Below are 24754 nucleotides of genomic sequence, written 5' to 3'. Positions count from 1 at the left end.
TCGTTCTTTTTTCGTTAAAAAATGTTGTGTAATGTTCTACGAAATTGTTTGCGTCATTAGTGGTATCACACAATTCCGCTGCATGACAAGCAAAAAGTCATTCTTTTTTCACATTAACTCTCAATTGGGACGCGGTATATAACATAACCAACTAGATAAAACATTTGTTTACAGAGTGTTCAAAAAATTGAGGAACGTATGGGGCTGGCAATCATTCATAGTCGAGCAAGCGTCGGGGTGCAAGCGCCATCGGTTAGTGTAGAAGTTCATATCAGCAACGGCATGCCAGGGTTTACCTTAGTAGGCTTGCCAGAGACAACGGTAAAAGAGTCCAAAGATCGCGTACGCAGTGCGATCATTAATTCTAACTTTCAATTTCCTGCTAAGCGGATCACCGTGAACTTGGCTCCGGCAGATCTACCCAAGGAGGGAGGACGTTTTGATCTTCCTATTGCATTGGGAATTTTGGCCGCTTCGGAGCAAATCGCGACAGATAAGCTCAAAAACTACGAATTTGTTGGTGAGTTAGCACTATCTGGTGGTCTGAGACCTGTAAAAGGTGTGCTGCCTGCTGCGCTGGAAGCTAGTAAGATTCAACGCCATTTGGTCGTCCCACATGTGAATGGCGATCAGGCGGCGCTGGTGGGGAAGGAACAACATAAATCGGCCCAATCATTACTGGAAGTATGTGCCGAGCTTTGTGGTCAACATCGACTGAATCTTTTTCAAACGCCTAAGCGAAAAACGATCGAAAAACATGGTCGAGACTTACAAGATATTATTGGCCAACAACAAGGTAAGCGAGCACTGGAGATTGCTGCCGCTGGAAACCACAACTTACTTTTCCTTGGCCCGCCAGGTACTGGAAAAACGATGTTGGCTTCGCGTTTGTGTGACTTATTACCGGAAATGAGTGACGAAGAAGCAATGGAAACCGCTTCGGTGGCATCGTTGACTCAGAGTGAAATTAATGAGCATAACTGGAAGTCGCGTCCGTTTCGTTCTCCGCATCATTCAAGTTCAATGGCGGCATTAGTCGGCGGTGGTTCGGTACCCAGACCAGGGGAGATCTCTTTAGCCCACAACGGGTTATTGTTTCTCGATGAAATGCCCGAATTTGATCGTAAAGTTCTGGACTCGTTACGCGAACCGCTCGAATCTGGAGAGATCATTATCTCTCGAGCGCAAGGTAAAACACGCTTTCCGGCTCGTTTCCAATTAGTCGGAGCCTTGAACCCAAGCCCGACAGGATATTACGAAGGCAATCAAGAGCGCACCAATCCACAAGCTATTTTGCGCTACCTTGGTCGATTATCTGGACCACTGTTAGATCGCTTTGATATGTCTTTAGAAATCCCAGCTTTGCCCAAAGGGACATTAGCAGAAGGTGGTGATCGCGGTGAGCCGACTGCTATCGTAAAAGCGCGTGTGAGCCATGCGCGTAACAATATGCTAAACCGCAGTGGTAAGGTCAATGCACTGCTAGGTAGTCGAGAAATTGAGGCGTTTTGTCCCTTGCATAAGAGTGATGCTGAGTTTCTTGAAACCGCTTTGCATCGTTTAGGGCTCTCGATTCGTGCATATCATCGTATTATCAAAGTGGCGCGAACAATCGCCGATCTGGATGGGGCGGAGCAAATTGAACGAACGCACTTGGCCGAGGCGCTTGGGTATCGAGCGATGGACCGTTTGCTGAAACAGCTTACGGCGCAAGCGGTATAGACAGCAAAGTGTCATCGCAACAAGTGTTGTAAGCACCTTGTTGCGATGAAGGACGTTAGAAGGTGTAGTTGAGACCAAGCGACAATAGGTACTCTTTCTCCTCATAAAACGTGATATTCGAGTCAGTTTGGCTATAGCCGGCTAAAGAAATGAACGACCAGTCTTGCCAGTCAAATACGTTTTGATATTCGTAGGCCGCAAATAGGCTGATGGTGTCGTCATTTCGTGTTTTAGCAAAAGTTTGGCTAGCTGCTTGATAGTCTTTCCATGCATAACCCGCGGTGAGGGCCAATCGATGACGGTTGATAAATTTAAACCAGCTAATGTCAAATCCGTACGAATCAAATGACTCCGCCTTACCGTCGGCATCTTGATTGATGTAGGTGAAAGCGGGTTGCAACATAGATGTTTGGTTGAGTGGAATGCGATAGTCGCCTTTGACATAGTAAAGGTTAGCATCGCGAGCAAGTGAGCGGTCTGTCACTTCCTCCTGCTCGATGTCTTTATCAGCATAAGCAAGATCAAGGTTGAAGTTCTTATCAATCAACCCTTTGATCTGAAAGCGATACGCATTGCCGTCAACATCCGTCTCTTTACGTGCGGTTCCTACTTGATAAGGGTTGCGCCAAGTTTCGCCTTTGAGTACCGTCGGCAGATAGGAAACATCGAGCACGGTGCCAGATTGTAGCTCGTGTTGATAGCCCAACTGAAAAGCGAGTGTACCTACCGCGACATCTGAGCGTGTGGTACCGGCGTAAACTTGGTGGTTGAGTCGGCTACCAAAGGTGTATGTCACACTCCCTAGCGGTGCAGCGATAACGGAACTGTCACTATCGGCACGCTTATCGAGAGAATCGATGGTGTTACTATTTTCTGTATTGAAATTGGATTCTGATGATATGAATCCGGCATTCAGCGAAATTTCACCGCCAAAACCTGCGGTTTCAGCGAGTTGAGCCTGAGCAGAACTGACGACAAAGGCCAAAGGCAAGAGAAGTAGCCTTGGTTTCATTCGTTATCTCCTTGTTGTCGAATGAGTGGTGCACATATTGGTTGCGGTAACAAATCTGACCATTCCCACGCATGTTCCAATGTGGCAAAGGCGCAGTATAATTACACGCTGTTTTATTCTTCACACATTATCACTGTTGTTTGACTATCATGTTGGCATATTTGTTATTTTTTTTTAACGCTTCTTTTGTGATTCTCAATTCTGCGGTTTGTTCACTCGCAATTTGTGTTATCGCTGTATTTAAAATATTGCTTCCTGGCGTAAAGCTAAAAGCACTAGCGACCGCTTGTGCCAATAAGGTGATGTGGTTATGGGCTACCGTTAATGCGTGCATTCTGGCGGTATCTAACCGTGTTGAGTGGGATGTTCAGGGCGGTGAAGCGCTTAAAAAAGACGGGTGGTATCTGCTGATCAGTAACCATCTCAGTTGGACAGATATTGTTGTGCTTTGCTGCGTGTTTAAAGACCGTATTCCCATGCCGAAGTTTTTCCTCAAGCAACAACTGCTGTATGTGCCTTTCATCGGGATGGCGTGTTGGGCGCTCGATATGCCATTTATGCGTCGCTATTCGCGAGAGTATCTGATCCGCAACCCTCATAAGCGAGGTCAAGATTTAGAAACGACACGTCGCTCGTGCGCTAAATTCAAACACACTCCAACCACAGTGGTTAACTATGTCGAAGGAACCCGATTTACCGAAGAAAAGCAGCGTAAGAGTAAAGCAAACTATCAATATTTGCTGCAACCAAAGTCGGGCGGGATTGCGTACACGTTAGCGGCGATGGGGGAGCAGTTCGAGAGCATTATCGACGTTACGTTGGCGTACCCAGAAAATACGCATAAACCGTTCAAGGATTTATTGATGGGCCGCATGAGCAAGGTGGTTGTGCGTGTAAATGTGTTACCCGTTGATGAAAGAGTGCTTGGTGATTACTTCAACGATAAGCCCTATAAGCGACAATTTCAGCAATGGTTGGGGGATGTGTGGCAAGAAAAAGATCGGTTGCTACAAGAGATTTACAAATAAACAAAAGGGGAGCGACGTGTTCCCCTTTTGATTGATATCGATGTGCTTATTTTAGTGTCAGCAAGTAGTTCACCAGAGAGAAGTACTCATCCATCGTTTTGATGCTTTGTGCTTGAACTAGGTATTTGTTGTTAACGATAACCGCAGGAACGCCGGTTAGACCGCTGTTTTCAAATTGCTTGTCCATACGGCGAACCATTGAATCAACCGCGAAGCCTTTGAATGCAGAATCGAATTTTTTCGCGTCTACACCTTCATCAAGGAAGATTTGACGAAGTTCTTCATCATTACGTGGCGCCTTCTTTAGATTGTGGATGCGGTTAAACATCACTGGCACCATTTTGTCTTCCACTTTTAATGCAACCATCGTTGCGTAGGCTTTGCTCATTGATGGGCCCATGTTGCCACCCATGAAAGAAACGTGGTTTTTTAATAGCTTAGTACCTTCTGGCAACTGCTTTTTCAGTTGCTGGATAACCGGTTCAAAGCTATTACAGTGCGGGCAGTAGAAAGAGAAAAACTCCGTCACAAGAGGTTTTTTTGATGCCTCAAGATCCAATACTTTGTAATGTTCACCTTCTTTGAATTGCGCTGCATGTGCCGACAGGCTTAACATCAGCATAGAAAACAGTGCGAACAGTTTTTTCATCGAAATATCTCCATTTTTGAATTTTTGGCCTGACTTACCATTGAGGCATTAAAGACAGCGGTGCTTCTTCTAAAGCGGCGATCTGCTCTTTAAATGCAAGGACCTGACCTTCCCAGTATTTTGGCTCATTAAACCATGGAAAAGCGAGAGGAAATGCAGGGTCATGCCAACGTTTTGCTAGCCATGCCATATAGTGCACCATTCGTAGACCGCGAAGTGGCTCGATTAGTTTCAATTCTGCAGGATTAAAGTCGCAAAACTCTTGGTAAGCCTCTAAAACAATATCCAACTGCATCAGTTTGTCTTGGCGTTCACCGTTCAATAGCATCCATAAGTCTTGTACTGCAGGGCCGTTACGAGCGTCATCCAAATCAACAAACATAGGGCCATCTCGCCACAAAATATTGCCTGGGTGGCAATCACCATGCAAACGAATCATATTGAAGCCTTCGTGCCAGTGGCTTTCAATTGATTTGATCAGCATATCCAAGTCATTGAAGAAGCTGTTCTCCAAGTGCATTGGAATCATATTGGCGTTTTGCAGAATCTCTCTTGGTTGATACAGGTATTCTTGTAAGCCGATCGTAGGACGATGTTGGAAGGCTTGGCGGCTGCCGACTTTATGGATTCGGCCAAGGAAACGCCCTACACCTTCGAGCTGATCTAAATTGTCAACCTCGTATTGGCGACCACCCACGCTATCAAACAGCGCAAAAGCATAGCCTTGATAGTGATGCAGGGTTTCACCGTTGATGCGCACAGGTGGTGCGACGGGGATCTCATTGCTAATCAGCTCTAAAGTAAAGTCGTGCTCCTCTTGGATCTGTTCATTGCTCCAACGTTCAGGACGGTAAAACTTGACGACATAACGACGACGCTCTTCGTCAGTAAATTGATAAACACGGTTTTCGTAGCTATTGAGGGGAAGAAAGCCTGATTCTGCGCGAACGCCGATGCTTTCTAACGCGTACCACATAAAGTCTGGGGTAAGGGCGTCAAAGTTAAACATACTTTGGGACATATAAACAAAAAGGCTCATTACTGAGCCTTTTTCCGTTAGTCACTGAAGTAGCACTATAGTTTTTTAATAAAACGGCTTTCTACTTCAATGGTGAATTCGTTGCTCTTATCGGTGAGTATAAACTGAATTGTCGTAATCGCAGAGTTTAGCTTGTCAGGATCGGCACCAAGACTCATTGGCAGGTTTAATACCTCACCTGGCTGGACCTGAATTGTCTGCTTACCATACCAGCTTACATCGGATAGCCCTTCAACATCCAACGAGTACTCTTGCACTTGCTGAGTTTTGTTGATCACTTTGAGGGTGTAGGTGTTTTCTACTTCTCCCGAGCTATTAACGCGGAACAGTTGGTTACGGTCGCGAATAACACTCATGCCGGCTGGGTCTACCGCTGCAATTTGGGCAAAGAAAAGACCGACCATGACGAGTAGTACGGCACCATAGCCTAGCAGCTTCGGACGCATGACTTTGGTACTCTTACCCGATAAGCGATGTTCGGTGGTGTAACTAATTAGGCCTTTCTCGTAGCCCATGCGATCCATGGTGTTGTCACACGCATCAATACAGGCGCCACAGTTGATACATTCATACTGCAAGCCGTCACGAATATCGATACCTGTTGGGCACACCTGCACACACAAATCACAATCAATACAATCACCCAAACCAAGCTGCTTTGGATCGGCTTTACGCGGACGTGGGCCACGTTTTTCCCCACGTTTTGCATCGTAGCCAACGATGAAGGTGTCTTTATCAAACATGGCAGACTGGAAGCGCGCGTAAGGACACATGTGAATACACATGATGGAACGCATCCAACCAGCATTACCATAAGTACAAATGGCAAAGAACATTACCCAAAAGACGGGCCAGAAGTTGGCGTTAAAGGTGAAAAAGTCGATAACCAATTGCTTCATTGGCACGAAGTAGCCAACAAAAGTAAAACCAGTGGCGAGTGCAATGGCAAACCAAGCTATATGTTTGACGGTTTTACGCATCGCTAAATTCGCCGTCAGCTTATTGGAGTCTTGTTTGCGGCGTTTATTGGCACTACCTTCCAGCTTCTCTTCAAACCAGATATACATGAAGGTCCAGACGGTTTGTGGGCAGAGATAGCCACACCAAACCCGACCCAAGAAGGTGGTAATAAAGAACAACCCAAACGCCGCGATCACAAACAGCAAGGCGAGTAGGGTAAGATCTTGTGGGTACAGGGTGGTACCGAAAAAGTTGAACTGCTGGTTGCCAATATCAAGCAAGATCGCTTGACGTTCACCGTAAGGAATCCACGGTATCAAAGCGAAGAGAAGCAGTAAGAACCAACCACCGTAACGACGCAGTTTCTGGTAAGTCCCTTTGCTTTCGCGTACATAGATGCGATTACTTGGGTTGAACCGATCCCCGTTTCCTTTATGGGTTTTGGGATTATAGGTTTTAGGAGTCACATCTTTGATATCGATCTTGTCCTGACTCATGCACTCATCCTTCTTAGGCTTTTATAATGTACGGCGTCATTTCTATTGATGTCGCTCGATGACATTGCTGCTCGTTCCGTCATAAAGATGACCGAACATAATTATTTTAGTAAATACTGATGAACGGCGATTATACAATCAATAACAATTCCGTTTCTTTAACGCAGTCAATGTTTAACAACAAAAATCAGTACAGTTAACCTGATAATTGGCTGAACAGTTATAACCAATTGTGGGACTAAAAACTTTGGTTATAAAAAAGCGACTCACAGAGAGAGTCGCTTAAAGAATACTGGCTGTTGAGCTAGTTATTTGATGATGCCACGAGCGCGTAGGATCGCCGTTTTAAAATCGTCCTCTTGGTCTTTTTTGAGTCCAGGGATCATTTCATCTTTGCTGCTATTACGCATTTTAAGGTGGTAGATCAGTACATCGTCGGTCAGATCTTCTAGCTTTCCTTTATAGCCTGCTTCTTTTGCCAGCTTAACGATGAACTGCAAGAGGTTCAGCTCTTGATCTTTATGCCATTCAGGCTCTAGTAGCTCAAGCAGCTCTTCAATGCGATGACACTTCATTTCTTTCTCCACAGAATTTATAGGTGTAATTAGCAGTAAAGGTACCAAATTGCTTTGCTAAGACCAAATAGGAAAAACGATCTCTTTCACTGTAGTTTGTTCTAAGTCTTTGAAGCTTTATGAGTCGCGTGCAAAGAAAAAAGCGCAGCTGGCGCCGCGCTTTTGATTAAGCTGCTTTGATAACTTTGGCCGGAACACTCGACATCATTGCTGTCTTCTCAACCAATGTCATTGCTGGCGCAACTTGCTTTGCCTTTGGTGCAGTAGTAAAGCCACTGCGGCGGCGCATTGCACTAGTATTAGTGTGTGCGAACCTGACTGTTGTTGGGCGCATTAATTTACCTAACTGTCAGGCATATCCATTGCCGATGTAATGGCCTGAATCATTATGAGCTAGGCTCCAACAAGATTGAAGAATCACTCTTCTGGCTCTCGCCAATCCAGTTAATGAGTCAGGAATACCGATATGCATGCATATCAAGTGTAAGATTAGCATCCTTGTAATAATTGGTCGATAGTTGAGCAATTGAATTGTTTAGATTTTGTCATTTTGTCGCGATGTTCGAGGCAATTTTTGTTTGCTCCCACGATCAGCAGTAGTAGTATGAGATCTCGATGAAGGAGGTGCCTATGTCATTTTTGAAGAAGACACTTGCCAGTTTTGGGATTGGGAGCGCGAAGGTCGACTCAATCTTAAACCAAGACGTGCTATACCCAGGTCAAAGTGTGGATGTGTCGATCCATGTATATGGTGGTGCGACTGAACAAGCGATCGACAACATTGATTTAAAACTCTGTTGCCGCTACATCGCAGAAGCCCCTGATGACCGTGGTGCGCGAGAAGGACACAGCATGCGCCGAGTACCTCAAACTCATGTGCTTGCTAAGTGGAGTCTCCCTTACGCATTTACCATCCATTCCGGCGAAGAGCGTACCTTCGATGTTAAGCTCGATGTGCCTTGGAACACGCCTGTCACCATTGGTGATGCCAAAGTATGGTTAGAAACTGGCTTAGACGTTGCTGCTGCTTTGGATCCGACTGATAAAGACATCCTCACCGTCCGACCTGATCCACTGATGGATGCGGTACTATCTGCATTTGAAGCGCAAGGTTTACGAATTCGCCAGGTGGAATGCGAGGAAGTGAAAGGATTCGATCTACCATTTGTGCAAGAGTTTGAACTGGTGCCAACCGACGGACCTTACCACGGCGTGTGGCGCGAATTAGAATTTGTTGCCCACCGCAGTGAGCAAGAGCTCAAGTTGTGGTTTGAAGTTGACCGCACACGCAAGGGGCAAGGTGGCATGCTCGCGAGCTTACTGGGTAGTGGCAAACTCAAGCGAGAGCTGACCATCCCTGCCACGACTAAGCCAGATCAAGTTGGCGAACTGGTACTCAATTATCTCGATCAAACTACTGCCGTTCATGAGTCTTAATTTAAGCTTACACGTGTAAGCCTAATGTGCCATACTAGAGCAAATTTCAAACTCTAGTATAGGCGCATTGATGTCCGAGCTGCAGAAACCTCAATACAGTCAACGTGAAGAACTGGCCAATACCATCACCCACGGTATAGGGATGATTTTTGGTATTGTTGGCTTGATACTGCTGTTAGTTAAAGCCATAGACCATCAAGCTGACACTTTAACGCTTACCAGTATGGCGATTTATGGTGCGAGTATTATCGTGCTATTTTTGGCCTCGACGCTCTATCATGCGATCCCTCATCCCAAAGCGAAACGTTGGCTAAAAACCTTCGACCACTGTGCTATTTATCTTTTGATAGCAGGCAGCTATACCCCTTTCTTGTTAGTCAGCTTAAGAACACCTCTAGCATTTGGGTTGATGATCGTTATTTGGAGCATTGCGTTGATCGGCATCATCATGAAAGTTGCGTTCGTCTATCGATTTAAAAAGCTTTCTTTGATGACGTATTTGGTGATGGGATGGTTATCGTTGATTGTGATTTATCAGTTGGCGATCAACTTGGATGTCGGCGGACTTACACTGCTTGCCGCTGGTGGAATTGTGTATTCACTGGGCGTGATTTTCTACGTTGCGAAGCGCATTCCCTTTAACCATGCGATTTGGCACGGCTTTGTTTTGGCTGGCTGCGTGTGCCATTTCTTTGCTATTTATTACTTTGTTGAGCCTATCTAGCCGATAGGCTCAACAAAGAATATTAAACACGTATTAGCGAGTTTTTACCTCTAGCACTTTGGCAGAAAACTGGTATTGCTGTGATTGCGGTACAGCCAGTTTTATGCTCTTACCTTGCTCCGCTTGCTGAGGTCGCAGGTAGGTATCCGCCATGCGCTTGATGGATTGCCAAACAGTCACGTTTTCTTTTGCCAGTTGCTGACCAGACATATCAAACACTTGCACCTCAACTTCCACTTGAATGACAGATTGAGAGCTTTGGTTAGTGATTGATGTAGGTAAAACAAGCTCACCGCTTTGATAGCTTGCTGAACCAATCAATACATCCACACCTGAATCTGATAGCTGCATGGTTGGCTTTTTGGCGTTTACCACCACGGTCGTGCCAACGGTTTTCGTTATCACTGGGATTGTCGCAATCGCAGGAGCTGCGATTGTTTCAACTACGCTTGCTGTTGTTTGTGTCTCCGTCGCTTGCTGCGCCGTTTTTTTCATGACGTATTCCCAGGTAAAGTCATCGTTCAACTTCACTTCTCGACCATCGGCTAAAGTGATGACCTCGGCGGCGTATGTGGATGAGGCGGCAAGTAGGGTCGCCAGAGTAATCCATGTTTTCATTGTTATACCTTTTAATTAGAGTCTGCTTAGCGGCGCCAAAACGCAGGAAAGAACAGTACAAGAATAGTCAGAATTTCCAAGCGGCCCATTAACATCCCAAAGCTTAAGAGCCATTTGGCAGTATCGGGCAGAGGCGCGAAGTTGCCTGTCGGGCCAATCACACTACCCATACCAGGGCCAACATTGGCAACGGCGGTGATTGAGCCAGAAATACTGGTCACAGGGTCGAGGCCAAGAGCACTTAAACAACCCGCGATAAAGATAATGGTGATAAAAAACATCAAGCCAAATGCCACCACTGAGCGAACAATATCATCATTCACCGGTCGCTGGTTATAACGCTGTACAAACACCCCTGAAGGGTGAATCAACTTCATCATTTGTTTGTTTAGCAGCGTCATCGCAATTTGGAAGCGGAAGATTTTGATCCCGCCAGACGTTGATCCTGAGCATGCTCCCGCCATCATTAAGAATGCGAAAAGAGTTGTGGGTAATGCGCCCCATGCGGTGAAGTCTTCTAAGCCAAAGCCAGTTGTGGTGACGACAGAGACAATATTAAACATCGACACTCGCAGGGCATCCAAAATGGTGTACCCATCTCGAATCACTAACCAAGCTGAAATCACTAAGCTTGAGAATACGAACAGGTACGCAAATCCTCTAACTTGAGCGTCGTTAACCAACACATCAATACGGCGTTTACGTAACGCGGCGATAAAGAGCAAAAATGGCAAACCACCTAAGAACATAAAGGTAGTGGCCACCCAATGTGCGCCATTAGAGAAGTGGTTCATTGACCCATCAGATGTAGAGTATCCACCTGTCGATAGCGTAGTAAAGGCATGGTTGATTGCTTCGAACAGGTTCATGCCGGTGACCAAGTAGCCCAAAATACATAAGCCCGTTAGCATCAAATAAACCGCTACGATGTTTTTGGCGACCGTTTTCGCTCTTGGACTACTTTTATCCGACCAATCTGATGATTCGGTTTGGAATAGCTTCATACCACCGACATTCAGCATAGGTAACACTGCTACCGCCATCACGATAAAACCAATGCCACCAAGCCACTGTAAAATAGAGCGCCATAGCAAGATGCTCGGCGCCATGTTGTCTAGGCCACTGAGCACCGTTGAGCCCGTCGTGGTGATACCCGACATCGTTTCGAAGTAGGCGTCGGTGAAGCTGATGTGGTTGATAAACACAAATGGCAAGGCGGCAAACGCACTCGCGATGGTCCAAACCAAACTGGTGATGAGGAACATATCGCGTACGCTGAGTTTGAACTTGGCGGTTCGACCTATCGTTAGGCAGATGAAGGCGGCAAGGTGCGTGATCACAACGGCTTGGGCGAAATCGAGGAATCCCCCCGTACCGGTAAAGAAAGCGACCAAAGTCGGCACGTACATAAACAGGGCCAGTTTGGATAAAACCAGCCCGATAACAAACAGTACGGGACGTAAGTTGACCATAGGAAAATCCTAGAGGAAAAATGGACTCGGTTGGAATAGCGCTTCGACGTCTGATACGTATTTTTTGTTGACCAGGAACATCACCACATGATCATCCTGCTCGATGACCGTACGGTCGTGGGCAATAAGAACTTCTTCGCCACGAACGATAGCACCAATGGTGGTCCCAGGTGGAAGCTTTATATCTCCAATCGCACGTCCAACCACTTTAGATGTACTTTCATCACCGTGAGCGACGGCTTCAATCGCTTCCGCAGCGCCGCGGCGAAGTGAGGATACGTTTACGATATCAGCGCGACGAACGTGCGTTAGCAAGGCTGAAATAGTGGCTTGCTGAGGTGAGATTGCTACATCAATTACGCCGCCTTGTACCAGGTCTACATAAGCGCCACGTTGGATCAGCACCATCACTTTTTTAGCGCCCATGCGTTTTGCCAACATTGCAGACATGATGTTGGTTTCATCTTCGTTGGTCAGCGCGATGAAGACGTCGACTTGGTCGATGTTCTCTTCCGAGAGAAGCTCTTGGTCTGCCGCATCACCGCAGAACACGATGGTGTTTTCTAGTTGCTCAGAGAGCTTTTCTGCACGCTGGTAGTTACGCTCAATCAGCTTCACGCTGTAAGTTTGCTCTAGGCGTTTTGCCAAGCTTGCGCCGATGTTACCCCCGCCAACAATCATGATGCGGCGGTACGGTTTTTCTAGGCGCTGAAGCTCACTCATCACTGAGCGAATATGATTACTTGCTGCAACGAAGAACACTTCATCGTCGGCTTCAATAATCGTGGTGCCTTGTGGGCGAATCGGGCGACCCTGGCGGAAAATAGCTGCCACACGGGTATCAATGTGCGGCATGTGCTCACGCAAAGCAGATAGCGCATTACCCACCAACGGGCCACCATAGTAGGCTTTCACCGCCACTAGGCTGACTTTCTGTTCAGCAAAGCTCACCACTTGCAGCGCACCTGGGTATTGGATCAGACGTTCGATGTAGCTCGTAACGAGTTCTTCTGGTGCGATAAGGTGATCAACAGGAATAGCGCCAGATTTAAACAGGGCTTCTTTTTCTGCCAAGTATTCTGGAGAGCGAATACGCGCAACGCGGTTTGGGGTATTGAATAGAGTGAACGCGACCTGACAGGCGGCCATGTTGGTTTCATCAGTGTTGGTTACTGCGACGAGCATATCGGCGTCTTGCGCGCCAGCTTCGTGTAGCACGTCTGGATGGCTCGCATGGCCATTGACCACACGTAGGTCGTATTTGTCCTGCAATTCACGCAGTCGGTCGGCATTATTGTCGACGATGGTGATGTCGTTGTTTTCACCCACTAGGTTTTCTGCCAGTGTGCCGCCAACCTGACCTGCACCAAGAATAATGATCTTCATACTCTTTTCTCGTATCTGAAAAAGGCGATTGAAATCACTTCAATCGCCCTATTTAGCATGCTGTTACGCGTGTGTCTTAGTTAGCACTGCGTAGTAGAAACCATCCATATCTTCTTCGCCTGGTAGAATTTGACGACCAGGCTGGTCGGGATCAGAATCCAGCAGTTGCGCATCCGCGGTACGTGCTAAAAACGCTTTTACTTGCTCCACGTTTTCTTGCGGTGTGATTGAACAAGTCGCGTAAACCATGGTGCCGCCGGGCTTCAGTTGCGTCCACATGGCATCAAAAATTTCACTTTGCAGCTCTGCTAATGCGGCGATGTCGTCTGCACGACGTAGCCATTTGATGTCTGGGTGACGACGAATCACGCCAGTCGCAGAACATGGGGCATCCAGCAAAATGCGATCAAATTGCTCGCCTTGCCACCATTCTTGTGGATTACGCGCATCACCGCAAACCACTTTTGCCTGAAGGTTGAGACGCTTCAGGTTTTCATGCACACGTTTCAAGCGTGTGTCGTCGCAGTCAATCGCGACCACTTCACTGCCCGACGTGCGCTCTAGAATGTGCGCAGTCTTGCCACCTGGCGCAGCACAGCAATCTAAAATCCGTTCGCCGTCTTGTGGTTTTAGGTAGTTGATCGAAAGCTGCGCCGCCGCATCTTGTACCGAAACCCAACCTTTATCAAAACCAGGTAGCTTCATCACGTCACATGGTGCGGCCAATTTTATGGCGTCCATTGCTTCTGTGTGTGGCGTGCTATCAATGTTTTCATTTTTGAGCAGCGCAAGGTATTCATCACGAGTGTGGTGTTGATGGTTCACACGCAGCCACATTGGTGCTTTTTGGTTGTTCGCTTCAACAATACTTTCCCATTGCTTTGGGTAGGCCTCTTGCAGCAGTTTTAGTAACCAGCTTGGGTGACCGTACTTGCCAGCGTTGTTGCTGACGGCCATTTGGTCGAGTTCTTCTTGGTTGCGCTGGTAGTTACGCAATACCGCGTTAATCAAACCACGCAGACGAGGACCTTTCAGCTCTTTAGTGCCTTCAACCGTTTCACCGACTGCTGCGTGCGCAGGAATACGCATGAAGCTCAGTTGGTAAATACCAACCAGAATTAGGTGATGGAATACACGTTGTTTGCCTTTTAGCGGCTTATCCATCAATTGGTTTGCGATCATTTCTAGGCGAGGTAGGTAACGTAGCGCACCGTAACAGATCTCTTGTAGCAGAGCATGGTCACGAGGTCGTACCGTTTGTTGAGCCGCTGGAAGAGCGCTTGAAAGTGAGTGGCCCTTGTCGACGACAAGATACAGGACGTTAGCAGCCGCAGCGCGAACATTCATGATGAGTACCTTAAAGTAAAGGAGGGCATCTCTGCCCTCTAAAAGTTCGTATTATTGGGGATGATAACCCCTAGTATGGCTTAAACCAGCAGAGTGCCAACTTCAAACCAAGCCGCACGCGAATTCAGAATATCCTGAACTGACATGGCTTTTTTGCCAGGAACTTGCAGTTGCTCTAGCACCAGTACGCCGTTGCCTGTCGCAACATAAATACCGGTTTTATCTGCTTGTACGATGGTGCCGGCTGGCTTGTCACTGGTTTGCTCTGCCACACGGCTTTGCCATACTTTGATGCTGTTTTCTGCCGCCTCAAAGTGGCTCATTGGCCATGGGTTAAATGCACGAACGCAGCGCTCAATGTGCGCCGCATCGTCGTTCCAGTTGATGCGTGCTTCTTCTTTGCTGAGTTTTTTCGCATAGTTCGCTAGCTCATCGTCTTGCTTCACTGGCACTGCTTTACCCGCAGCAATGTCTGCTAGGCAGTCAATCAGAGCTTCTGGACCAAGCTCAGCCAATTTTCCATACATTGAAGCGCTGGTATCTGTCGCTTCGATTGGCAGAGTTGCAATCTTCAGCATATCACCAGTGTCGAGACCGATGTCCATCTGCATGATGGTCACGCCAGTTTCTGCATCGCCCGCCCAAATAGAGCGTTGGATTGGAGCCGCACCACGCCAACGAGGTAGGATAGAACCATGTACGTTGATACAACCAAGTTTAGGGGTATCAAGAACCGCTTGTGGCAGCAGCATACCGTACGCCACGACAACCATGAGGTCGGCGTTCAGATCGGCAAGTTCTTGTTTCGCTTCGTCGGACTTAAAGCTTTCAGGTTGGTAAACCGGGATATTGTGTTCTAGCGCCAGTTGTTTTACCGGTGGCGCAGCCAATTTTTTGCCACGACCCGCTGGACGATCTGGGTTTGTGTAAACCGCGATGACTTCATGCTCCGAAGACAACAACGCCGCCAAGTGACGGGCGGCGAAATCCGGAGTACCTGCAAAGACAATTCGTAAAGACTGACTCAAGGTAGACTTCCTTCTAATTGGTATGGTTCGAGATTAAGCGTTTTGCTGCTTCTCGTTAAAGCGTTTGATTTTCGCTAGCTTGTCCTGAATGCGTTTGCGTTTCAGTGGTGATAGGTAATCCACGAATAGCTTACCTTGTAGGTGATCAAGCTCGTGTTGAACACAAATCGCTAGCAGGTCGTCGGCTTCAAAGGTGAACTCTTTGCCATCACGATCCAGTGCTTTAACGGTAACTTCTGCAGCGCGAGGCACAAGTGCGCGCGCACCTGGTACCGACAGACAGCCTTCTTCGATGCCATCTTCGCCACGCTTTTCCAGAATCTCAGGGTTGATTAGCACCATCGGCTCATCGCGAGTTTCTGAAATATCAATCACTACGATACGTTTGTGGATATCAACCTGCGTTGCAGCAAGGCCAATACCTTCTTCGTCGTACATGGTTTCAATCATGTCATCGACGATTTTTTGAATCTCAGGTGTCACCGCTTCAACAGGCTTTGCGACTGTGCGCAGGCGATCATCCGGGAATGTTAATACTTGTAATACAGACATATTCACTCGAAATATTGAACTGTGCCGAAACAGCACAAACCTTGTTGGCTCAATTCTAGACATTTTATAGCCTAAATGACAGCATCCTTGCACCAATTTCCATTCTGGTTCCTGCTTAATAGACCAAGGACGAGGGTCATGAATCGAATTTTCCGCAACGTTGCCAGTGTTACGTTGCCGTTACTTTTCTCTTTCAACGCTGTAGCAAATGTGGATGCGAACCCACTGACTGTTAAAGATGATGCGCCACATACATATGTAGTTGTGAAGGGCGATACGCTATGGGATATTTCGGCCATGTACTTGGATAGCCCGTGGTTGTGGCCTCGTTTATGGCAAGTAAACCCGGAAATCGATAACCCTCATTTAATTTATCCCGGAGACAAGCTGTCTTTGGTGTGGATTAACGGTCAGCCCGTGTTGAGCCTAAAACCGGTTAAGAAGCTGAGCCCGAAAGCTCGCATCACAGAAAAGAAAGCCGTACCAACGGTCGCGGAAGGTTTGGTGATGCCTTACCTTAAATCGGATCGGTTGCTAGATAAAGATTCGTTGAACAGAGCAGCAAAAGTGATGGGTAGCAGCAAGGGCAGTAAGTATCTGACTGCAGAAGATGTGCTGTATATCAATGGCAATCAGACCGCGACAGGTTGGGCTATTTACCGACCAGTAGCTACCTTTTCGCGTGACGATGTGTCCGAAGAGATTACCGCGCTGCGTTTGATTGCCAAAGGCGAGCTCGTTGAAGCTTCGACTGATTACTCAGGTTTGAAGCTTACATCGCAAATGCAAGAAATCCTACGTAACGATATCGCGTTGCCAAATCAATCGGTTGAGAATACTGACTTCACGACTACGTTCTATCCGCTGCCGTCGCCACAAGGCAGTTCTGCAAAGTTGCTAGGTAATATCGAAGGTATTCGCTTTAGTTCAACTAACCAAGTCGTGGTGATTGATAAAGGCACGTCAGACAATCTCAAGCAAGGCAGTGTGTTTGATTTAAAAGAAGACGCGCACCCAGTTTACAAAGACGGCGATGAGTTCAAGAAAGAGTTTGGCGTGCTTGATAAGAAAATTACTTTGCCTCAAAGCAAAGTTGGTGAGTTGCTGGTCATTCGTCCTTATGAGTACTTTAGCTTGGCACTGATCACTAACAGTACGAAACCCATTAACCAAGATATTTCGGTGGTGTCACCGTTGGCGGACGAATTAACCATCGATGAATCGACGAAATAACGATGATCTCGCTGCCTGGTTAAAACTGAGTTGTTTGCCAGGCATTGGCGGCGTCAAAATGAATAAGCTACTGGCAAGAGACACGCCACGTAACATCGTAAACTTCTCTCCTGAACAGCTACAACAACTTGGGTTAACAACTAAGCAAATTCAAGCTTGGGCTTCAACAGATAAAGAAGTCGATGCTTGTTTAAGCTGGCTTGAGGCTTCTACAAATCATCATATCCTGACACTGACTGACCCGTGTTATCCACCTCAGCTCAAACAAATCGTTGCACCGCCACCTCTACTTTTTGTTCAAGGAAACCCTACTTGTCTTTCTCAGCCACAAATCGCGATGGTTGGAAGTCGAAATGCGAGTATTGATGGATTACAGCATGCACGTCAGTTTGCTGCAGAGTTTGTTCAGCACGATTTTATTGTCACCAGTGGTCTCGCTTTAGGCATTGATGGTCATGCGCATGATGGTGCGTTGCAAGCGGGTGGTAAGACGATTGCGGTGCTAGGATCTGGCTTAGAAAATATTTATCCGGCACGTCATCGTGGTTTAGCGCAACGTGCTATTGAACATGGGGCTTTGGTGTCTGAGTCTCGGCCTAATGCCAAGCCGCGCCCAGAAAACTTCCCGCGTCGTAATCGTATTATTAGTGGATTATCGCTTGGTGTACTGGTCGTCGAGGCGGCGAAAAAGAGCGGCTCGTTAATTACAGCTCGTTACGCGCTTGAGCAAGGTCGAGAAGTATTTGCGCTGCCAGCGTCAATCAATGCCCCCAATGCCTGCGGTGGAAACCAGTTGATACGTCATGGCGCTTGCCTCGTAGAAAAGACGAAAGATGTCTTAGATGAAATACAGTCCTTGCTTGATTGGTCTATTAATCAGAGTACCGATTTATTTTCTACGTTAAATGATGAAGAAGAATTGCCATTTCCTCAGCTGTTAGCTAACGTAGGAAGTGAAGCTACACCGGTTGATATTCTTGCAAACAGGACCAATATACCTGTCCAAGAAGTCATGATGCAGCTCTTAGAGTTAGAACTCTCTGGGCATGTCGTTGCGGTTTCAGGTGGCTATATTCGAAAGGGGAGGGGCTAGCTATGATGATGGATATACTGATGTATCTATTCGAAACCTACATCCATAGCGATGCAGAGTTACAGGTCGAACAAGACGAGTTGGAAGAAGAGTTGCTTCGTGCAGGCTTCCAACAAAAAGATATCTACAAAGCCCTTGTCTGGTTAGAAGAGCTTGCCGCATTGCAGCAAAGTGACACCTCTTCTGCAATCTCGACTTGCATGGCTTCGTCATCAACTCGTATCTACACAGCGAAAGAGATGCAGCGTTTAGATTTGGAATGCCGAGGTTTTCTATTGTTTCTCGAGCAAATCAATGTGTTAACCACAGAAACTCGCGAAATGGTGATTGACCGAGTGATGGGATTAGAAACGAGTGAGTTTGAGCTTGAAGATCTCAAATGGATCATTCTGATGGTGCTGTTTAATGTGCCTGGCAACGAAAACGCTTACACGCTAATGGAAGAGCTGTTGTACACCAAGGAACAAGGGATTCTTCACTAACCATCTGGGCAAGTTCGAGTTTAACTAGAATAAACGCGAGCTTGTCTTTTTGTGTGTTTTTCACGAAACGGTAAGTATGAGTAGTAAAATCGACAACACCCTTTTCTCTGCCCATGAACACGCTTTGGAACACGAGCCGTGTCCAAAATGTGGTGGTGAGCTGACTCTCAAGCACGGAAAACATGGCCCATTTCTCGGCTGTAACCATTACCCAAGCTGTGATTACATTAAACCGCTACACAGCAATGATGGTCACATCGTGAAAGAGTTGGGTGTGCCTTGTCCTGAGTGTGGCAATGAGTTGGTTCTCCGCCAAGGGCGCTACGGTATGTTCGTTGGTTGTAGCCATTACCCGGCTTGTCATCATATTGAGTCGATTAATCAACCAGAGCCAGAGGCGCAGTCACAAGAGCAACACGCTTGCCCTGAATGTGGCAAAGGACATTTGGTTGAGCGTAAAACCCGATTTGGCAAAACATTCTACGCGTGTGACAACTACCCTAAATGCAAATTTGCTGTGAACCTTGCTCCGGTCAAGGGGCGATGCGAAGAATGTGGTTTTACTTTGTTGGTGGAGAAGAAACTCGCCAGTGGTGTGAAATTGCAATGTGCCAACCGTAAGTGCCAGCACACCCAACAAGGGTAAATACATCAAAGGAATTAAAAAGGGTCGCATCGTGCGACCCTTTTTTTATTTTTTTGCTGCCAAACGTTAGTGTTGAGGCTGTTTAGCGAACGCTTGCACGGCTGGGAAAGCTATTGGGTCTAAGATGTCTGCCAGAGCGCACAACCTACGGTGCAATTCTCCTGGGTAGTCGCCACACACGTTGATGTGTCCCATCTTGCGACCTGCACGTTTCTCTTTGCCATACCAATGAATGTGGCAACCATCCATTAATAACAATGCTTCTGGTAGTGTGTCTTCACCAAGAATATTAATCATTGAGGTTTCACGAACCAATTTCGTACTGCCTAATGGTAAGCCGCACACTGCGCGCAGATGGTTTTCAAACTGACACGTTTCTGCACCTTGCTGTGTCCAGTGACCAGAGTTGTGCACGCGTGGAGCAATCTCATTCACTAAAAGTGCCCCATCGACATCAAAGAACTCAAGCGCTAATACGCCAACGTAATCTAGGCTATCTGCGACTGCCGTGAACATTTGCTTTGCTTGTTCCTGTAACCCTGGCGCATCAATCGCAGTAGAAAGACTCAATACACCGTTGGTGTGGACGTTCTCTGCCAGAGGATACACTTCCACACTGCCATCTTTGCTTCGAGCACCAACCAGTGATACTTCGCGGTTAAAAGGAACAAACTCTTCAGCAACAATCGCTTGAGTTGGTGTTGCCGCGATGCACTCCGACATCTCAGTCCAAATGTCGTCGACTTGAGAAGCTTCTTTTAAGCGCCATTGGCCTTTACCATCGTAACCACCTAATGCACTTTTCAGAACCATTGGCATACCAACGTGTTCAATTGCGCGGTCAAAGTCTTCACGAGTTTCAATGACGTAGTATTTCGCGTTGCGCACGCCGGCATCATCAAGCAGTGCTTTTTCAATACGGCGATCACCACCTGCTTTGATGGCTTGCGTACTTGGTAGGAACTTGCCGCTCGCTTCGCAAACCTTGAGCACGTCATGTGGAATATGCTCGAACTCGGCAGTAATCACATCAACTTGCGTAATCGCATTTTCCAAGCCATGGCCAAGTACCTGTTGAGTTAAAGGGTGAACGACATCACCGCTGCTGACATCGTAAGCTGAAATTTGAATATTCAGTGGCGCACCAGCCAGAGACATCATACGAGCCAACTGACCCGCACCAAGAACCAGTACATGCATCTGATTAATCCTCTGCAGGGTTTGGATTTGCGAGAACTGTTTCCGTTTGCTCATTACGGAATGCTTCTACCTTCGCCATGATGTTTTCATCATGAGTGCCTAGGATTTGCGCAGCTAGGATACCGGCGTTTGCTGCGCCCGCTTCGCCAATCGCCAATGTACCAACCGCAATTCCCTTTGGCATCTGTACAATAGAAAGCAGTGAATCCATACCTTTCAGTGCACGAGACTGAACGGGAACCCCAAGCACTGGCAAACTAGTAAACGCCGCCGCCATACCTGGTAGGTGGGCTGCACCACCTGCGCCTGCGATGATAACTTTGATGCCGCGTTCTTTTGCGCCACTAGCGTAGTCAGCCAGTAATTGAGGAGTTCGGTGTGCTGACACGACTTTTGTTTCGTAAGGCACGCCAAATTGATCTAGCATGTCCGCTGCTAGTTTCATGGTTGGCCAATCGGATTTAGAACCCATGATGATACCGACTTTCATCTCAAACTCCTTTAAGCTGCAAAAATTAGGTGAGCTATAAATTTGTGCGCATTATACGGGGATTTTTATCTCAAGCAAACGTTTGCTTCTTGTTGTTGGCGCTATTGATACATTTTATAAAAAAATTGCTTTAGTGTCTGAGAATGAATATTTGTACACTTAGTGAAAACAACACAGTCAAACAAATAGGAAGTAATCGGTGGATAACTTTGAACAAGTGCTCAACGCACTCAAGCAAGGCGAAGTGATTGCCTATCCAACAGAAGGGGTTTTTGGTGTCGGATGTGATCCAGATAACCCAGAAGCAATTCAAAAGCTATTAGAGCTCAAGCAGCGTCCGGTAGAAAAAGGGCTGATTCTCATCGCGGCAAGTTATGATCAGCTCTTGCCTTATATTGATGAATCTCAGTTGACTGAAGAACAATTACAGACTGTTCATGCCACTTGGCCAGGCCCATACACTTGGATCATGCCAGCGAGCGATAAAGTATCCAACTGGGTTTCAGGGCAGTTTGATTCAATTGCGGTTCGTGTGACTGATCATCCTTTGGTGCAAAAAATATGTAATGCATTCGGAAAGCCGTTAACCTCTACCAGCGCGAATCTTTCCGGCTTACCACCGTGTATGACCACGGAAGAAGTCGAAGAGCAGTTGGGTGATAAGCTGGTCGCCATTCTTCGTGGCGAGACCAGCGGTCGTGATAAACCCAGCGAGATTCGTGACGCCAAAACTTCACAAATATTAAGACAGGGTTAACCCTGCTAACCAGCCATCATTAGGTTTCACGTAATAGGTAATAACGTATGTCAGCGATCGATAAGCACGCCGTAAAGCAGTTCTTGATGTCACTTCAGGACTCCATTTGTCAGCAGTTAGAACAAGAAGATGGAAAGGCCGTCTTTGTCGAGGATGCATGGCATCGTGAACCGGGCGAACGTCTTGGTGGCGGTGGGCGCTCACGTGTTATGCGTGATGGCCTTGTTTTCGAGCAGGGAGGCGTGAACTTCTCGCATGTGGAAGGGAAAGAAATGCCAGCATCTGCGACAGCGCATCGTCCAGAGCTAGCGGGTCGTCGTTTTGAAGCGATGGGTGTTTCTTTGGTTATTCACCCTAAAAACCCTTATGTACCGACTTCACACGCCAATGTTCGCTTCTTTATTGCAGAAAAAGATGGCGAAGACCCAATTTGGTGGTTTGGTGGTGGTTTTGACCTAACGCCGTTCTATCCATTTGAAGAAGATTGCCAATCATGGCACGATACTGCAAAACTGCTTTGTGCGCCATTTGGTGACGATGTTTACCAAGAGCATAAAGCATGGTGTGACAAATACTTCTTCCTACCACATCGTAATGAAACTCGCGGTGTTGGCGGTTTGTTCTTTGATGATCTAAACCAGTGGGAATTTGATAAGTGTTTTGCTTACATCAAAGCAGTCGGTGAAGGCTATTGCCAGGCTTACTTGCCGATCGTTTCTCGTCGTAAAGAGTTCAAGTATGGTGAGCGTGAGCGTGAATTCCAACTATATCGTCGCGGCCGTTACGTAGAGTTCAACTTAGTGTATGACCGTGGCACCTTATTTGGTTTACAAAGTGGTGGGCGTACTGAGTCGATTCTGATGTCAATGCCGCCGCTCGCTCGCTGGGAGTACTGCTACGAGCCAGAAGCGGGATCGCCAGAAGCTGAACTTTACGAGCGATACCTAACGCCCCGAGAGTGGTAAGCACGGAATCTCCTTTTCTATATAGATAGATAGTGATAGGGTCATCTGTAATCAGGTGGCCCTGTTTTCTCTATATCTAAGTAAGGAGCAAAGGTAAGGAAATGACCCAGCAAATCGATCGCTATGCCGTGTTTGGTAATCCTATCGGACACAGTAAGTCGCCATTCATTCACACCTTGTTTGCTCGTCAAACTAATCAATCTTTGGTGTACACCGCAGAAAGTGCACCTGTTGATGGTTTTATTGACGCGGCGAAGGTGTTTTTTGCTGAAGGTGGCAAGGGGTGCAACATCACTATGCCATTTAAAGAAGATGCTTATCAATTTGCTAGTCGATTGACAGAACGGGCTCAGTTAGCAGGCGCGGTAAATACCCTCAAGAAGTTAGACGATGGTGAAATCATCGGTGACAACACTGATGGTGCAGGTTTAGTGCAAGATCTGCTTCAGCATCAGGTTGTATTGGAAGGCGCGCGAATCCTAATTATTGGCGCTGGTGGTGCAGCTCGTGGTGTTATTAAGCCACTACTTGATCAAAAGCCGACCTCTTTAACCATTACCAACCGTACCTTTAGTAAAGCACAGGAGCTTGCAGAGCTGTTTGTCTCTCACGGTCCTATCCTCGCCAAAGAGATAGCAAGTATTGATGAAGAGTATGATGTCATCATTAACTCCACATCCGCTTCTCTTAGTGGTGAACTGCCGACTATTTCATCCTCCATCTTTGCCGCTAACAGTACAAGCTATGACATGATTTATGGCAAAGGGGTGACGAGCTTTAACTTATGGGCAAAAGAGAATGGTGCCGCTCATGCGTATGACGGTCTTGGAATGTTAGTTGGGCAGGCTGCGGAAAGCTTTATGCTCTGGCGTGGCTTACGTCCTGGTGCCAAACAAATTCTCAGAGAACTAAGAAAGAACCTTGAAGGTCAATAAGCGATGAATCAATCCATCTTATTCCCAGATATTCAATCATGGGATGAAGTATCACAATCGGTAAACTTTTCGGCGCAACAATCAGGCGCACTAATAGAGTGCTTTGTGACGAAACAAAAGTTAGAAAAGCTCAGTGGTTCACTGATTGAAACTGAGCAAGCGGCAATTAAAGTGTTTACTGATTACCGATTCGACCTAGAAGAAATGGCTGAAGAGCTAATAGAAGATGAAGCCTTCAACGAAGAAGGCCATATCATCATCGGTTAACAGGGCTTTAGTTCAAGTCTTTTACTTCATTTAAGTAGTCGTTTTTGTTCTGCACATAGTTGTTGGCAGACTTTTGCAAGAAAGCTCGTTCTTTTTCTGATAGAGGGCGAGCTTGTTTTACTGGGCTTCCAACATATAAGTAGCCACTTTCTAATACTTTCCCAGGTGGCACTAAACTGCCTGCTCCGATCATCACCTCTGACTCAATTACAACAGCATCTAAAACAATAGCTCCCATACCAACCAAAACACGATCGTGGATCTCACAACCGTGCAGCATCACTTTGTGGCCAATCGTAACGTCATTACCAATAATCAATGGGTAGCCGTTTGGGTTTTCGGCGTTCTTATGGGTGACATGCAAAACACTGCCATCTTGAATATTCGTTCGATCACCAATGTGAATGTGGTTTACATCGCCTCGCGCTGCTACCAATGGCCAAATGCTAGAATCATCGCCAATTCGGATATCACCGACTAAAACAGAGGTTGGGTCAACGTAAACACGCTCACCAAGTTCAGGCTTTATACCTTTGTAGCTTCTCATTGAGCTCATCTTTTTTCCTTATTCAGGGCGATTACAGGGTGTATGGAGGTAGAATAGTAGTGAAAACTCGCCTTTTAGAATAAAAAACACCCA

Annotated in this window: 27 protein-coding genes; 12 read left to right on the top strand and 15 right to left on the bottom strand. The window is 46.7% G+C overall.

Features of this window, described 5'->3' with window-relative positions:
- Window positions 1-198: 198 nt before the first annotated feature.
- A complete protein-coding gene (locus tag R7190_RS21920) occupies window positions 199-1722 on the top strand; it encodes a YifB family Mg chelatase-like AAA ATPase (RefSeq protein WP_318137612.1) in 1524 nt (507 codons plus the stop codon).
- A 55-nt stretch (window positions 1723-1777) separates the two neighbouring features.
- On the opposite strand, the gene R7190_RS21915 is transcribed toward R7190_RS21920, so the two are convergent.
- Entirely contained in the window at window positions 1778-2734 is a 957-nt protein-coding gene (locus tag R7190_RS21915; RefSeq protein WP_005379034.1) for a DUF2860 domain-containing protein, read from the bottom strand.
- Between the two features lie 149 nt (window positions 2735-2883).
- Here R7190_RS21915 and R7190_RS21910 point away from each other — a divergent pair, with 149 nt between their 5' ends.
- On the top strand, window positions 2884-3762 hold the full coding sequence (locus R7190_RS21910; RefSeq protein WP_064376860.1) for an acyltransferase: 879 nt from the start codon (window positions 2884-2886) through the stop codon (window positions 3760-3762).
- 46 nt (window positions 3763-3808) lie between these two features.
- Here the strand turns inward: R7190_RS21910 and R7190_RS21905 are convergent, their stop codons facing one another.
- The 5 genes from R7190_RS21905 to R7190_RS21885 form a co-directional block, all read right to left on the bottom strand.
- Complete coding sequence (locus R7190_RS21905) at window positions 3809-4411, bottom strand: thiol:disulfide interchange protein DsbA/DsbL (RefSeq protein ID WP_005379036.1); 603 nt, start codon at window positions 4409-4411, stop codon at window positions 3809-3811.
- A gap of 34 nt (window positions 4412-4445) precedes the next feature.
- A complete protein-coding gene (locus R7190_RS21900; protein ID WP_186585056.1) occupies window positions 4446-5432 on the bottom strand; it encodes a serine/threonine protein kinase in 987 nt (328 codons plus the stop codon).
- Window positions 5433-5485: 53 nt separating this feature from the next.
- On the bottom strand, window positions 5486-6907 hold the full coding sequence (gene ccoG / locus R7190_RS21895; RefSeq protein WP_033906581.1) for a cytochrome c oxidase accessory protein CcoG: 1422 nt from the start codon (window positions 6905-6907) through the stop codon (window positions 5486-5488).
- A 308-nt stretch (window positions 6908-7215) separates the two neighbouring features.
- On the bottom strand, window positions 7216-7482 hold the full coding sequence (locus R7190_RS21890) for a YihD family protein (protein WP_005379040.1): 267 nt from the start codon (window positions 7480-7482) through the stop codon (window positions 7216-7218).
- A gap of 166 nt (window positions 7483-7648) precedes the next feature.
- Window positions 7649-7816, bottom strand: a complete 168-nt coding sequence (locus R7190_RS21885; protein ID WP_005379043.1) for a hypothetical protein — start codon at window positions 7814-7816, stop codon at window positions 7649-7651.
- Between the two features lie 296 nt (window positions 7817-8112).
- Between R7190_RS21885 and R7190_RS21880 the strand changes: the two genes are divergently transcribed.
- Entirely contained in the window at window positions 8113-8919 is an 807-nt protein-coding gene (locus R7190_RS21880; RefSeq protein ID WP_005379045.1) for a sporulation protein, read from the top strand.
- Window positions 8920-8989: 70 nt separating this feature from the next.
- On the top strand, window positions 8990-9643 hold the full coding sequence (gene trhA, locus R7190_RS21875) for a PAQR family membrane homeostasis protein TrhA (RefSeq protein WP_005379047.1): 654 nt from the start codon (window positions 8990-8992) through the stop codon (window positions 9641-9643).
- Window positions 9644-9676: 33 nt separating this feature from the next.
- Here the strand turns inward: trhA and R7190_RS21870 are convergent, their stop codons facing one another.
- From R7190_RS21870 to def, 6 genes are all read right to left on the bottom strand, one after another.
- Window positions 9677-10261 (bottom strand): DUF3157 family protein, encoded by a 585-nt coding sequence (locus tag R7190_RS21870; RefSeq protein ID WP_017821574.1) that lies wholly within the window; start codon window positions 10259-10261, stop codon window positions 9677-9679.
- A gap of 26 nt (window positions 10262-10287) precedes the next feature.
- The gene (locus R7190_RS21865; protein WP_005386656.1) at window positions 10288-11733 is read right to left on the bottom strand and encodes a TrkH family potassium uptake protein; all 1446 of its coding nucleotides are present in this window, start codon (window positions 11731-11733) and stop codon (window positions 10288-10290) included.
- Between the two features lie 9 nt (window positions 11734-11742).
- Window positions 11743-13119 (bottom strand): Trk system potassium transporter TrkA, encoded by a 1377-nt coding sequence (trkA, locus tag R7190_RS21860; RefSeq protein WP_005379062.1) that lies wholly within the window; start codon window positions 13117-13119, stop codon window positions 11743-11745.
- Window positions 13120-13182: 63 nt separating this feature from the next.
- Window positions 13183-14466 (bottom strand): 16S rRNA (cytosine(967)-C(5))-methyltransferase RsmB, encoded by a 1284-nt coding sequence (rsmB, locus tag R7190_RS21855; protein WP_086047108.1) that lies wholly within the window; start codon window positions 14464-14466, stop codon window positions 13183-13185.
- 80 nt (window positions 14467-14546) lie between these two features.
- Window positions 14547-15494, bottom strand: a complete 948-nt coding sequence (fmt, locus tag R7190_RS21850) for a methionyl-tRNA formyltransferase (RefSeq protein WP_186584574.1) — start codon at window positions 15492-15494, stop codon at window positions 14547-14549.
- Window positions 15495-15527: 33 nt separating this feature from the next.
- Entirely contained in the window at window positions 15528-16046 is a 519-nt protein-coding gene (gene def, locus R7190_RS21845) for a peptide deformylase (protein WP_005379068.1), read from the bottom strand.
- A 138-nt stretch (window positions 16047-16184) separates the two neighbouring features.
- Between def and R7190_RS21840 the strand changes: the two genes are divergently transcribed.
- From R7190_RS21840 to R7190_RS21825, 4 genes are all read left to right on the top strand, one after another.
- Window positions 16185-17279, top strand: a complete 1095-nt coding sequence (locus tag R7190_RS21840; RefSeq protein WP_186584572.1) for a LysM peptidoglycan-binding domain-containing protein — start codon at window positions 16185-16187, stop codon at window positions 17277-17279.
- Window positions 17263-18372 (top strand): DNA-processing protein DprA, encoded by a 1110-nt coding sequence (gene dprA, locus R7190_RS21835; protein WP_186584570.1) that lies wholly within the window; start codon window positions 17263-17265, stop codon window positions 18370-18372. Before R7190_RS21840 ends, dprA begins: the two co-directional genes overlap by 17 nt.
- A 2-nt stretch (window positions 18373-18374) precedes the next feature.
- Window positions 18375-18854, top strand: a complete 480-nt coding sequence (locus tag R7190_RS21830; RefSeq protein ID WP_005379074.1) for a DUF494 family protein — start codon at window positions 18375-18377, stop codon at window positions 18852-18854.
- Window positions 18855-18930: 76 nt separating this feature from the next.
- Window positions 18931-19500: a type I DNA topoisomerase gene (locus R7190_RS21825; RefSeq protein ID WP_017821580.1), complete on the top strand. Its 570-nt coding sequence runs from the start codon at window positions 18931-18933 to the stop codon at window positions 19498-19500.
- A gap of 66 nt (window positions 19501-19566) precedes the next feature.
- On the opposite strand, the gene R7190_RS21820 is transcribed toward R7190_RS21825, so the two are convergent.
- The gene (locus R7190_RS21820; RefSeq protein WP_186584568.1) at window positions 19567-20700 is read right to left on the bottom strand and encodes a 5-(carboxyamino)imidazole ribonucleotide synthase; all 1134 of its coding nucleotides are present in this window, start codon (window positions 20698-20700) and stop codon (window positions 19567-19569) included.
- Between the two features lie 4 nt (window positions 20701-20704).
- Window positions 20705-21190: a 5-(carboxyamino)imidazole ribonucleotide mutase gene (purE, locus tag R7190_RS21815; RefSeq protein ID WP_005379082.1), complete on the bottom strand. Its 486-nt coding sequence runs from the start codon at window positions 21188-21190 to the stop codon at window positions 20705-20707.
- Between the two features lie 199 nt (window positions 21191-21389).
- On the opposite strand from purE, the gene R7190_RS21810 reads away from it, so the two are divergent.
- From R7190_RS21810 to R7190_RS21795, 4 genes are all read left to right on the top strand, one after another.
- Window positions 21390-21947 carry an L-threonylcarbamoyladenylate synthase gene (locus R7190_RS21810; protein WP_186584566.1) on the top strand — a complete coding sequence of 186 codons (558 nt, stop codon included), beginning with the start codon at window positions 21390-21392 and terminating at the stop codon, window positions 21945-21947.
- Window positions 21948-21994: 47 nt separating this feature from the next.
- Window positions 21995-22912: an oxygen-dependent coproporphyrinogen oxidase gene (hemF, locus tag R7190_RS21805; RefSeq protein ID WP_005379086.1), complete on the top strand. Its 918-nt coding sequence runs from the start codon at window positions 21995-21997 to the stop codon at window positions 22910-22912.
- 101 nt (window positions 22913-23013) lie between these two features.
- Entirely contained in the window at window positions 23014-23847 is an 834-nt protein-coding gene (gene aroE, locus R7190_RS21800; RefSeq protein WP_005379088.1) for a shikimate dehydrogenase, read from the top strand.
- A gap of 3 nt (window positions 23848-23850) precedes the next feature.
- Window positions 23851-24114: a DUF1488 domain-containing protein gene (locus R7190_RS21795; protein WP_005379090.1), complete on the top strand. Its 264-nt coding sequence runs from the start codon at window positions 23851-23853 to the stop codon at window positions 24112-24114.
- Between the two features lie 7 nt (window positions 24115-24121).
- Here R7190_RS21795 and R7190_RS21790 read toward each other — a convergent pair whose 3' ends face one another.
- Window positions 24122-24670, bottom strand: coding sequence for a gamma carbonic anhydrase family protein (locus R7190_RS21790; RefSeq protein ID WP_005379096.1), 549 nt, complete (start codon window positions 24668-24670; stop codon window positions 24122-24124).
- Between the last annotated feature and the right edge of the window lie 84 nt (window positions 24671-24754).

The organism is Vibrio sp. 1078-1, assembly GCF_033340475.1.
This window is presented reverse-complemented; position numbering and strand designations above follow the sequence as displayed.

Bases quoted from the DNA above. Each gene is read 5' to 3' on its own strand.
- R7190_RS21920 (WP_318137612.1), top strand. From the start codon at position 199: ATGGGGCTGGCAATCATTCATAGTCGAGCAAGCGTCGGGGTGCAAGCG.
- R7190_RS21915 (WP_005379034.1), bottom strand. From the start codon at position 2,734: ATGAAACCAAGGCTACTTCTCTTGCCTTTGGCCTTTGTCGTCAGTTCT.
- R7190_RS21910 (WP_064376860.1), top strand. From the start codon at position 2,884: ATGTTGGCATATTTGTTATTTTTTTTTAACGCTTCTTTTGTGATTCTC.
- R7190_RS21905 (WP_005379036.1), bottom strand. From the start codon at position 4,411: ATGAAAAAACTGTTCGCACTGTTTTCTATGCTGATGTTAAGCCTGTCG.
- R7190_RS21900 (WP_186585056.1), bottom strand. From the start codon at position 5,432: ATGTCCCAAAGTATGTTTAACTTTGACGCCCTTACCCCAGACTTTATG.
- ccoG (WP_033906581.1), bottom strand. From the start codon at position 6,907: ATGAGTCAGGACAAGATCGATATCAAAGATGTGACTCCTAAAACCTAT.
- R7190_RS21890 (WP_005379040.1), bottom strand. From the start codon at position 7,482: ATGAAGTGTCATCGCATTGAAGAGCTGCTTGAGCTACTAGAGCCTGAA.
- R7190_RS21885 (WP_005379043.1), bottom strand. From the start codon at position 7,816: ATGCGCCCAACAACAGTCAGGTTCGCACACACTAATACTAGTGCAATG.
- R7190_RS21880 (WP_005379045.1), top strand. From the start codon at position 8,113: ATGTCATTTTTGAAGAAGACACTTGCCAGTTTTGGGATTGGGAGCGCG.
- trhA (WP_005379047.1), top strand. From the start codon at position 8,990: ATGTCCGAGCTGCAGAAACCTCAATACAGTCAACGTGAAGAACTGGCC.
- R7190_RS21870 (WP_017821574.1), bottom strand. From the start codon at position 10,261: ATGAAAACATGGATTACTCTGGCGACCCTACTTGCCGCCTCATCCACA.
- R7190_RS21865 (WP_005386656.1), bottom strand. From the start codon at position 11,733: ATGGTCAACTTACGTCCCGTACTGTTTGTTATCGGGCTGGTTTTATCC.
- trkA (WP_005379062.1), bottom strand. From the start codon at position 13,119: ATGAAGATCATTATTCTTGGTGCAGGTCAGGTTGGCGGCACACTGGCA.
- rsmB (WP_086047108.1), bottom strand. From the start codon at position 14,466: ATGAATGTTCGCGCTGCGGCTGCTAACGTCCTGTATCTTGTCGTCGAC.
- def (WP_005379068.1), bottom strand. From the start codon at position 16,046: ATGTCTGTATTACAAGTATTAACATTCCCGGATGATCGCCTGCGCACA.
- R7190_RS21840 (WP_186584572.1), top strand. From the start codon at position 16,185: ATGAATCGAATTTTCCGCAACGTTGCCAGTGTTACGTTGCCGTTACTT.
- dprA (WP_186584570.1), top strand. From the start codon at position 17,263: ATGAATCGACGAAATAACGATGATCTCGCTGCCTGGTTAAAACTGAGT.
- R7190_RS21830 (WP_005379074.1), top strand. From the start codon at position 18,375: ATGATGATGGATATACTGATGTATCTATTCGAAACCTACATCCATAGC.
- R7190_RS21825 (WP_017821580.1), top strand. From the start codon at position 18,931: ATGAGTAGTAAAATCGACAACACCCTTTTCTCTGCCCATGAACACGCT.
- R7190_RS21820 (WP_186584568.1), bottom strand. From the start codon at position 20,700: ATGCATGTACTGGTTCTTGGTGCGGGTCAGTTGGCTCGTATGATGTCT.
- purE (WP_005379082.1), bottom strand. From the start codon at position 21,190: ATGAAAGTCGGTATCATCATGGGTTCTAAATCCGATTGGCCAACCATG.
- hemF (WP_005379086.1), top strand. From the start codon at position 21,995: ATGTCAGCGATCGATAAGCACGCCGTAAAGCAGTTCTTGATGTCACTT.
- aroE (WP_005379088.1), top strand. From the start codon at position 23,014: ATGACCCAGCAAATCGATCGCTATGCCGTGTTTGGTAATCCTATCGGA.
- R7190_RS21795 (WP_005379090.1), top strand. From the start codon at position 23,851: ATGAATCAATCCATCTTATTCCCAGATATTCAATCATGGGATGAAGTA.
- R7190_RS21790 (WP_005379096.1), bottom strand. From the start codon at position 24,670: ATGAGCTCAATGAGAAGCTACAAAGGTATAAAGCCTGAACTTGGTGAG.